Genomic DNA, 10,183 nt, shown 5'->3' with positions numbered 1-10,183 from the left:
GTTTCCAGCGCTCACAGGCGGACAACTCCGCCCCTGATTCCTCCCCCCTCGCCACCGCGCAAATCGTCTTCACCACCGGTGCGGGCGTGAAGTGCTTTGACTGGTTCCGCGACCGGGCCTATGTCGAAGAACTGGTGGTGGAAGAGGGCGCTATCCGCTTGGATCGTCTGCGCCGGGGGGGCGCCGCTCCTGAACACCCACAGCCAGTGGAGCCTCGAGGCCCAGCTCGGCGTGGTCGAAAACCCCATCATTCAAAACGGCCAAGGCACCTGCAGCGCGACCTTCTCGCGCCGTGAGTCGGTGGCTGGCTACGTGCAAGACGTGGCTGACGGAATCATCCGCAATGTGTCGGTGGGCTATGTGCGCCATCGCATCGAGATGGTGGCCCCAGCGAACGAGGGCGAGCTGTGGCGTTACCGCGTGGTCGATTGGGAACCTTACGAGGTCTCCCTGGTGCCCATCCCCGCCGACATGGACAGCCAGATCCGCTCCGGTGCTGGTGCTGCTGGTGCGACTTCTGCCCCTGGCGCCGATGGCGCAGCCCCCTCAGACCAGGCCTTCCAGCTTCGCACCTTCCCCTGCGAGTTCATCGAGACCCGCGCCCATTCCCTGCCCACGGTGGGCCTCTCCGCCGAAACCCAAACCCGAAAGGATTCCTCCATGCCTCAGAGCACTGATGCCGGCGGCAGCACCGCCACGGCCCCCGCTTCTTCGTCCTCCTCGTCCGCAGCCCCTGAAGCCGGCACCGTCGCTCAGCGCAGCCAGGCTGATGCCGCAGCTCAAGCAGCCATTGCCGCAGCTTCTGCCGCCGCCGACATCACCGATCTCTGTGCCCGCCATGGTGTGGCCCACCTGGCCGCTGGCCTGATTCGCTCGGGCAACTCGGTGGAGCAGGCCCGCAGCTCGGTGCTCGATGAGCTGGCCCGCCGCGACGCGGCCAGCGGTGGCCACCGAAATGTCCAGGGCGGGCAGGGCGGCCAGATCCAAACCGTGCGCGATGAGATGCAAACCCGCATGGCCGGCATCGAGCAGGCCATCTTGCACCGCGTCGCTGCGCAAACCCAGTTGGACGACAACGGTCGCCAGTACCGGGGCATGAGCCTGCTAGAGCTGGGCCGCGACTTCCTGGAGGGCCACGGCGTCAGCACCCGCGGCATGGACCGCCTGACGCTCGCCACCCGCATGCTGCACTTCCGAGCCGGTGGCATGAACACCACCAGCGACTTTCCGTCGCTGTTTGCCAACGTGGCCAACAAGCGCCTGCGCAGTGCCTACGACGAGAACCCCGGCACCTATGCGCTCTGGGCCCGCCGCGCCCCCAATGCGCCCGACTTCAAGAACATCACGATCACCGCGCTCTCGGCCGCCCCCGACCTGCTGCGCACCAATGAACACGGCGAATTCAAGTACGGCTCGATGAAGGACGGCGCCGAGTCCTACCAGGTGCTGACCTATGGCCGCATCGTGTCCCTGTCGCGCCAGGCCATCATCAACGACGACCTGCGGGCCTTTGACCGCCTGGTGAGCGCCTTCGGCTTTGCCGCCCGACGTCTGGAGAACCGTCTCGTCTACGCCCAGCTCACGGCCAATGCGGCGCTGTCTGACGGCACCACGCTCTTCCACGCGGATCACGGCAACCTGGGCACCGGTGCTGGCAGCGCTCTGCAGTTCACAGCCCTGTCGGCCGGCCGCACCGCCATGCGCCTGCAAAAGGGCCTGGCCGGTGAAGAGCTGGGCATCGCGCCGAGCTACCTCATCGTGCCCGCGTCCCTCGAGCAGACCGCCTATCAGCTCACCAGCAGCAACTACGTGCCGGCCCGCCAGGCAGATGTGAACGAGTTCCGCAGCGGCGGCCGCACCTCGCTGGAGCCCATCGTCGAGCCCCTGCTGGACGGCAACAGCACCACCGCCTGGTACCTGGCTGCGAGCAATGCGCAGGTCGACACGGTGGAGTACTGCTACCTGGACGGCGCCGAAGGCCCGGTGATCGAGACCGAGGTGGGCTTTGAGAGCGACGGCGTTTCCTACAAGTGCCGCGAAGACTTCGCCGCCAAGGCCATCGAGCACCGAGGCCTCTACAAGGCGGCCGGCGGTTAAAGCGCCCAACACCTCACCCAACCCTCCATCCCTTCAGGAGACCCTCCAATGAAAAACTTCATCCAGTCCGGCGACACCGTGCCCCTGCCGGCCCCCTATGCCGTCAACGGCGGCGACGGCCTGCAGGTCGGCGCACTGTTTGGCGTGGCCACCAGCGCAGCCGCGGCCGGCGCCTCGGTCGAGACCAACCTGATCGGCGTCTATGACCTGAACGCCCTGAGCGCCGATGTGGGCGCGGCCGGCACCAAGGCGTACTGGGACAACGCCAACCGCCGCGTCACGGTGACGGCCGCGGGCAACGCCCTGATCGGTGCGCTGCTCTCGCCCAAGGCGGCCAACGAGACCACGGCCCGCGTGCGCCTGAGTGGCGTCGCCGTCTGAGCCCGCTCTGACACCAACCAGATCTGACCAGGTGACCAGCGCCATGCCCAAACCCTTCGCCCTCCTGGAGGCCCGCACTGCAGCCGCCGCATTCCGCCGGCTGTCGAACTGTGCCGCCTTCATAGAGAACGTTGCGGTGGACGCCATCTTTGCCAACGGCTATGCCGCTGGCCAGGTTGGCGCCCTGGGCATGGCCTCGTCACAACCGGCACTCGCCCTGCCCACGGTCCAGGTCCCTGCCAACCCGGTGGGCCTGCGCGTGACGGTCGACGGCCAGGCCTACCTCATCGCCGATGCCCGCAACGACGGCACCGGAGAAACCCACCTGCTGCTGGAGCTGGCATGAACAACGCGCCCACCCCCACTACCGCAACGATCTTTCTTCAGGCCGTGCAAGCCATGGTCACCACCCTGCAGGCCTCCCCTGCAGTGGCCCCCAAGGTGTACCGCACCCGGCTGCGCCCCTTGAGCCAGCAAGACAGCACCGCCGTGGTGGTGCGCCTGGCGGGCTCAGACCCCGACACCTCGGTGGGGCAGGGCGCGGTCCTGGTCTGGGGCACGGCCGTCTCGGTCGAGTGCTACGCCCGGGGCAACACCCTGGCCCCGGCCGATGAGGCCGTGGACGACCTGCTGGCCCGGGTCTACACCCGACTGCAGCAGGACCCGAGCCTGGGCGGTGTGGCCGGTGGCGTCACCCCCCACAGCTTGAGCGTGGACTACGACGTGGACGGCGATCAGACCGCCTGCGCCACGGTGACCCTCTTGGTGCGTCACGCCAGCGCCCCGGCCTCGGTCCAGCCTTTCTAACCCCCGTCTACCCCTCCCACTTCCTCACCTCTTACCCTCAAAGGAGCCCCACCATGGGACAAGCCATCTTCTGGAGCAACGTCGGCATTGACGTGCAAACCGGCCTGGGTGCCGCCATTACCCTGGTCAGCATCAGCAAGGCCGCCACCGGCGTGGCCAAGTACTCGGGCGCGGTCGACCCGAACGTGGGCGACATCATCCTGATGGCCGCCCAGGGCATGTACCAGGTCGACAAGCGCCTGTTCCGCATTGCCAACGTGAACCCGGCCACCAAGACCTTCGAGCTGGAAAACGAAGACACCAGCACCTACGACAGCCTGGTGGCCGGCAGCTTCCAGGTCGTCACCTTTGGCGCGAGCTTTGCCACCGTGCAAAGCGTGAACGTGTCGGGTGGTGACCCGGAGTTTGCGGACGTCACCACCATCCACGACAACGTGCGCAAGCGCGTGCCCACCATCGTGAGCCCGCTGTCGTTCGGCATGGACAACATCTTTGATCTGTCCGATCCGGGCTTTGTGGAATGCAACAAGGCCTACAAGGCCAAGAGCATGCGGGCCGTGCGCCTGCGCTTTGGCACGGGCGCCAAGATGCTCTTGCTGGGCTACGTGGCCGCTGCCGGCGTGCCCACCGGCCAGGCCCAGGGCGTGGTGCAAACCAAGGTCTCGATCGAGGCCCAGAACATGCCCACGGTGTACCCGAACTGATCACCTCATCAGTCGCTCTAGCCCCCGCGCAGGGCCAGTCCCTGCGCTCCCATCCTCCCCCTCATCGCTTCTTCATCATGAACCCGACCGCCATTGCCTCCGCTGCTGCCACTGTTGCTGCCGCTGCCATCCCCTTCACCTTCGACCTGCCCGCCACCTTCTGGATCGACGTCACCCTGACCACCCCGGGCACCCAGCCCGACCAGGTGCTGCCTCTGGAATTCAAGTACCGCACCCGCGAAGAGATGGAGGCCCTGCCTGCTGACATCGAGGGCAAGACCGATGCCGAGATCTTGGGTTTGTTGATCAACGACTGGAAGGCCCCGGGCCGGCCCTTTACTCCTGAGAACGTGCAGCTCCTGATCAGCCGCTTCCACCGGGCTCCGCGCGAGATCTTCGATGCCTACCGCGACGCGCACTGGAACAGCAAGGCCCGCGCAAAAAACTAAAGGACTGCGCCCGCGTCCTGGTGCGCGGAGCGCAGCCCCCCGATGAAGCCGCTGCCAGCCGCTTGGGCTTTGGCAAGCACCTCGCCCTTCTCCAGCAACTCACCGAGCCCCCGTCCCTGAATGTCTTTCCTGACAACCAGATCCCTCTGGCCATCTTCCGGCGCATGCAGTTTGCGTGGCGGGCACTCATGGGCCCGGACGGGGCGCTGCACTTCCTGGGCATGGACTGGTCCACGCTGCACCGCTACGAGCTCGCCTATGGGCTCGATGATGCCCAGCGCATCGACCTCTTCCAGTGCCTGGAAATGCTCGAAGCGGCCTGGCTGCAGGAAATGCACGCCTACCAGGCCGAGCACCGCAAAGCCCGTGGCTCCTGAAACGCGGGTCTGTGTTGAAGGGATGGCCCCATGACCAACCCCAACACCACCATCGTCCTGACCGCGGATGACCAGACCGCAGGTGCCCTGCAGGCCTTCACGGCCAATATGCGGGCCGCCCAGGCCCAGGCCGGGAACCTGGGGCAGGGCTTGGGCCAGGCCACCGCCCCCATGCAGCAGCTCGGGGCCTCGGCCGCGCAAACGGCAGCGGCCATGCGCATGGTGCCGGCCCAGGTCACCGACATCGTGGTCAGCCTGCAGGCCGGGCAGAAGCCGCTCACGGTGCTCATGCAGCAGGGCGGCCAGCTCAAGGACATGTTCGGCGGCGTGGGCAATGCCACCAAGGCGCTGGGCACTTACATCGGCGGGCTCATCACGCCCACCAACCTGGCCATTGCGGCGGTGGCGGGCCTGGGCCTGGCCTATTACCAAGGCAGCCAAGAGGCATCCGCCTTCCAGAAGGCCATCACCCTCTCGGGCAATGCCGCCGGCGTGACTGCCGGTCAAATGCAAGACATGGCCCGCGGCCTGGCGGTCATGCAGGGCACGCAGTCCGCAGCGTCGGCCGCGCTCATCGAAATGGCCAGCACGGGCCGGGTGGCGGGTGAGAGCCTGCAAACCTACACCCGGTCGGCTCTGGACATGGAGCGGGCCGTGGGCACGTCGGTGGCCGAGACCGCCAAGGCCTTTGCGCAGCTCGGCGAAGCGCCCCTGCAGGCGTCGCTCAAGCTCAATGAGTCGACCAACTACCTGACGGTGGCGCTGTACAAGCAGATCAAGGCCTTGGAAGACCAGGGCAGGGCGACCGACGCGGCCAAGGTGGCGCAGGATGCGTTCTCGGCCATGACCGAGCAGCGGGCCCAGACCATTCTGCAAAACCTGGGCTACATCGAGCGCGGCTGGTTGGGCATCAAAGACGCCATCAAGTGGGCCGGCGACGCCATGATGGGCCTGGGCCGGCAGCCAACGGGCTCGGACCAGATCGCCACCTTGCAGGCCAACATTGCGGCCCGCCAGGAGCGCAACCGAAGCCTGGGCATTGCCGACGGCAAGGAAACCCAGCAACTGCAGGCCCAGCTCGCGGCCCTGCAGGCGACCGTCGCTGGCCAGGAGGCCAATGCGCGGGCTATTGCAGAAGGCAACGAGCGCCTCAAGGCCCGGGCCGCCTTCGATACCGAACAAGCCAAGTTCTTGAGCAACGAGCTCAAGATGCGCCAAGAAATCGCCAAGGTGCAGGCCCAGTACCAGGCGGCCGACGGTGAGATCAGCGCCAAAGAACGCGATGCCCTGATCCAGAACATCCGCGACAAGTACAAAGAAAAAACGCCCAGCACGGCAGCCGGCACCGGCGAGAACGAAGTCGCCCGCATCCGGGCCCTGATCAAGGAAGAAGAAACCCTCACGGCCCGCATCAAGGAACGCGGCATCGAGGGCGCCAAGCTCTCCGACAGCGAGAAGCTCGTCGCCCGCATCCAGGAGGACCTCAAGACCACCATCAGCGGCGTGGCCCGGGCCAACAAAGAAGCGGCCCTGGTCGAAGCCCAGCGCTACGTGCAGGTGCAGGCCAGCCGCACCGAGCAGGAGAAACAGGCCCAGGCCGTGGCCGACTCGCAAAAGGCCTATGACGCCCTGGTGGCCGACACCAAGAAAGCCACCGCCTCGATCGGTCAACAGGCCAGCGAGCTCGAAGCCGCCAATGCGGTCTGGGGCAAGGGCAAGACCGCGATCGAGGAATTCCGCCTCGAGCAGATGAAGCTGAAGCTCCAGGAGGCCGACAGCAGCGACTCGTTCCGCCCCGACTACGTGGCCGAACTCCGGGCCCAGGTGGCCGAGCAAGAACGCTTGCTGACCGCCAGCCGCGTGAAGGACTACAAGACCCTGGCTCAGGCCCAGGAGGAATACACCCGCAAGGTTGAAGAAGAGGCCCTGCTGTACACCGACGAGGTGGGCTTGCTCGGTCAAGCCACCCGCGAGCGCGAAAAGATCGTCGCGGTGCGCAAGGTCGAGCTCGAGCTGGCCAAGCAGCTCGCGGCGATTGATCGCTCGGGCGCCTCGGATGAGGACAAGGCCCGCCTCGTCGACCAGGCCCAGGCCGCAGCGGCGATTGCGCGCTCCACGGCTCTCGCCAAGTCCGAGCTCAACACGCTCACCGACATCATCAACTCGGTGGACCACACCGCGCAAAGCGTCTGGACCAATGTGTTCCAGGGCGGGCAGTCAGCGTTCGAGAAGATCGGCGCCACGATCAAGGCCAGTGTCCTGGACATGCTGTACCAGCTCACCATCCGGCGCTGGGTGGTCAGCATCTCGGCCAATGTGCTGGGTGGTCTGGGTGGTGTTGGCGGCATTGGTGGCGGGTTCAGTGGCCTGCTCAACCTGGCCGGCACGGCCTCTAACCTGTACGGCGGGGCCGGTCTCATCGGCAGCGGGGTGGGTGCACTCTTCGGCACCACGGCCGGCAACGCGGCCATGGGCGTGTCGATGGGCCTGGGGGCTGGCTCGTCGACTGCAGCTGCTGTGGCAGCAGCCCAGGCGGGCGGCATGGGCGCGGGCGCTGCTGGTGCAGCAGGCCTCGGGGCCTCCATCGGCTCGGCTATTCCCTACGTGGGCGCGGCCCTCGCCGCGTACTCGCTGCTCTCCGGTTTGAATGGCGGCGAGACCCGCTCCGGGGGGCAGTACGGCGTGGCTTACGACGGCCAGGTCAAAAACAACCGGCGCGACGAGGTCTACACCTACGAGGGCCAGCAGTACAACCGAGACAACAGCTTGCGCCCCGATGGCACGCGCAAGGCAGTCACCAATGGCCAGGCCTACCTGCTCGAGGCCGATGGCATGGGCGAGCGCGAAGATGCGACACGCAAGGCGGTGTCGAGCACGGCCGAGAGCATCAATGCCATGCTCAAGGGCCTGGGCAGCAAGGCCTATCTCACCGACTACCACGCGGGCCTCGAAACTTCGGGTAATGGGCGGGGCGGGGTGTTTGCGGGTGGCAGCCTGAACACGGGCGCCACGTTTGGGGAATCTGGCAAGGGCAGCAACTACTCGGGCACCCTGTACGAGACCAGCAGCACGCGCAGCCCCGACATGGCCACAGCGGTTGCCAACTTCACGCTGGACCTCAAACAGTCCACCATCCAGGCCCTGCAGGCCGCGCAAGACATCCCCCAGTCGATCGCAGCCAAGCTCAAAGACATCGATGCGGAAAAACTCAGCGATGACGAAGCCACCAAGCTCATCACCGAGATCAACAGCCAGATCGCGTCCGTCGAGGCCCTGCGCACCCTGGCAGGTGCTCTTCCGCTCAAGTCGCTCAAAGACCTCTCATTCGATGCTGCAGACGGTCTGATCACGCTTGCTGGCGGCATTGACGCCCTGAACCAGAAGATCAGCAGCTATTACGAGAACTTCTACACCCAGGACGAGCGCAACGCCCAGACCCTGGGCAATGTGAGTGCGGCCCTGCAAAGCGTGGGCCTGTCCACCCCCAAGACCCGCGAAGCCTTCCGCGCCCTGGTCGAAGCGCAAGACCTGAGCACCGAGTCCGGGCGCAAGGCCTACGCCACGCTCATGAACGTGGCCGACGCCTTTGCCAGCGTGACCCCCAGCGCCGAAGACGCCGCCAAGGCCACCCAGGCCAAGGCCGATGCCGACAAAGCCCAGGCCGAAGCCGAAGCTGAAGCCAAGAAGAAAGCCCTCCAAGCCGCCACAGACGCCGCCTATGCCTCCCTGGAACGCGCTCTCGCTTCCGAGAAAAACCGCCTCCAGGCCGCCAAGCAGGTGGCCCAGGAATCGGTCAACACCCTAGGCTCGCTGTTCAACACCCTGAAGGGGCACGTCACCGAGCTGTACAACGCGGTGGAGGCCACCCAGGCGCAAAGCGCCCGCGCGGGCCTGCAGTTCATCGACCAGGCGCTGGGCACTGCCCGCAGCACGGGCTACCTCCCGGACGCCACCAGCCTGAGCGACGCCATCACGGCCGCACGGTCTGGCCTGGACTCCAGCCAGTTCGGCTCGGCGTTTGAGCAGCAGCGGGCCCAGCTCACGCTCGCGGGCAAGCTGGCCGAACTGAAAGACCTCACGGGCACGCAAAAGACCCTGGCCGAGCAGCAGCTCGCCACGGCCGAGGATCAGCTCGCGAGCCTGGACAAGATTCTGTCGAACGCCAAGGACCAGGTCGACGCCTTGCGCGGCATCGACACCAGCGTGATCAGCGTGGGCCTGGCCCTGGAGAAGCTGGCCGGTGCCTTGCTCGGCGAGCAGGAGGGCAGCGCTACGGCCACGAAGCCCGGGGTGCAGGTCACGAATCCTGGGGCGCAGTTCACGGTGGGCGGTGGGGGCTCCGGTGGCGGTGCAGGCGGTGCCTCCTCGGGCACTTCGTCCGGTGGCTTCACTGTCGGCGGCGGTGGTGGCGGAGCATCCCCCTCCACCAAGTACAGCCGCGAAGTGAACCTGGGTGCCGGGGCCTTCACGGTGGGCATCACCGACCCCGCAGAGATCGCCCGTCTGGACGGCCTCTCCACCCTCGCGCAGAAGTTCACCGGCACGGGCAACGTGAAGGGCCTGCTCGAGGCCACCCAGGCCAGTGGCGCCACCTTGAGCGACCTGGCCACCGTCGCGGGCTTCCGCTACGAAGACCTGCTCAAGGCGGCGGAATCGGTGGGCGTGCCCCGCTTTGCGGTGGGCACCAACTACGTGCCCCAGGACATGCTGGCCCTGATCCATGAGGGCGAAGCCATCGTGCCCAAAGCCTACAACCCGGCCGCCCAGGGTCTGCCCCAGACCAGCAGCGGCACCGCCGAACTGCTCACCCGCCTGATCGCCGAGGTGCAGGCCCTGCGGGCTCAGACCGCCCAGCTCGAAGCCCAGGCCCGGCGCACTGCGGATGCCACCAATGGCAACCCCGAGGGCGGGGCCGTGCCCATGGCCCTGGTGGAGGACCACACCCAATGAATATCTTGGTTCCCTTGACGATCACCGAGGCCATGCTGGCCGACTGCAACATTGCCGAGCCCGCGGTCGGCGAAGTCGAATGGGTGTCTGGTGCGGCCTGCGCCCTGGGTGATCGCCGCATCCGCAAGGCCACGCACCGCATTTACGAATGCGTCAAAGCCGTGGCCGCGGGTCGCACGGTGCTGCCTGAGGTCGATGCCGAGTACTGGTTGGATGCGGGCCCCACCGCCCGTTGGGCGGCGTTTGACACCGAGGTCAGTACCCAGGGGCGCATCGCATCACCCCTGACCTATGTGCTGCGCCCGGGCTTCTTCAATGCAATTGCCTGCTACGGCCTGGACGGCGCCACGCTGTCGGTCACCGTCAAAGACAAGCCCGCCGGCACGGTGGTCTTCAGCAAGACCCTCGTCCTGCAGGA

8 protein-coding genes and 1 pseudogene are annotated in these 10,183 nt (G+C 66.7%); all 9 read left to right on the top strand.

Annotated features, from left to right (window positions below; all coding sequences use genetic code 11):
• Positions 1 to 120: 120 nt before the first annotated feature.
• The gene (locus F624_RS33055; protein ID WP_157443732.1) at positions 121 to 2,097 is read left to right on the top strand and encodes a prohead protease/major capsid protein fusion protein; all 1,977 of its coding nucleotides are present in this window, start codon (positions 121 to 123) and stop codon (positions 2,095 to 2,097) included.
• Between the two features lie 48 nt (positions 2,098 to 2,145).
• Positions 2,146 to 2,478 (top strand): DUF2190 family protein, encoded by a 333-nt coding sequence (locus F624_RS0131420; RefSeq protein WP_019578332.1) that lies wholly within the window; start codon positions 2,146 to 2,148, stop codon positions 2,476 to 2,478.
• Positions 2,479 to 2,521: 43 nt separating this feature from the next.
• Positions 2,522 to 2,824, top strand: coding sequence for a head-tail joining protein (locus F624_RS0131415; RefSeq protein ID WP_084679891.1), 303 nt, complete (start codon positions 2,522 to 2,524; stop codon positions 2,822 to 2,824).
• Positions 2,821 to 3,285: a hypothetical protein gene (locus F624_RS36350; protein WP_031256936.1), complete on the top strand. Its 465-nt coding sequence runs from the start codon at positions 2,821 to 2,823 to the stop codon at positions 3,283 to 3,285. Before F624_RS0131415 ends, F624_RS36350 begins: the two co-directional genes overlap by 4 nt.
• Positions 3,286 to 3,338: 53 nt before the next feature.
• Positions 3,339 to 3,989 (top strand): phage tail tube protein, encoded by a 651-nt coding sequence (locus F624_RS0131405; RefSeq protein WP_019578329.1) that lies wholly within the window; start codon positions 3,339 to 3,341, stop codon positions 3,987 to 3,989.
• Between the two features lie 77 nt (positions 3,990 to 4,066).
• Positions 4,067 to 4,438, top strand: coding sequence for a phage tail assembly chaperone (locus F624_RS0131400; RefSeq protein WP_019578328.1), 372 nt, complete (start codon positions 4,067 to 4,069; stop codon positions 4,436 to 4,438).
• Positions 4,439 to 4,458: 20 nt separating this feature from the next.
• On the top strand, positions 4,459 to 4,815 hold the full coding sequence (locus F624_RS0131395; RefSeq protein ID WP_084679889.1) for a DUF1799 domain-containing protein: 357 nt from the start codon (positions 4,459 to 4,461) through the stop codon (positions 4,813 to 4,815).
• Between the two features lie 30 nt (positions 4,816 to 4,845).
• Positions 4,846 to 9,765 (top strand): phage tail length tape measure family protein, encoded by a 4,920-nt coding sequence (locus F624_RS33805; protein WP_019578326.1) that lies wholly within the window; start codon positions 4,846 to 4,848, stop codon positions 9,763 to 9,765.
• Positions 9,762 to 10,183, top strand: a pseudogene (locus F624_RS0131385) (hypothetical protein); the annotation flags it as partial. The gene F624_RS33805 and the pseudogene F624_RS0131385, both read left to right, overlap by 4 nt.

Origin of the sequence: Curvibacter lanceolatus ATCC 14669, from assembly GCF_000381265.1 — a bacterium.
GTDB lineage: Bacteria > Pseudomonadota > Gammaproteobacteria > Burkholderiales > Burkholderiaceae_C > Curvibacter > Curvibacter lanceolatus.
Note: the sequence above shows the minus strand (reverse complement) of the source record. Positions and strands in the feature narration are given on the sequence as shown.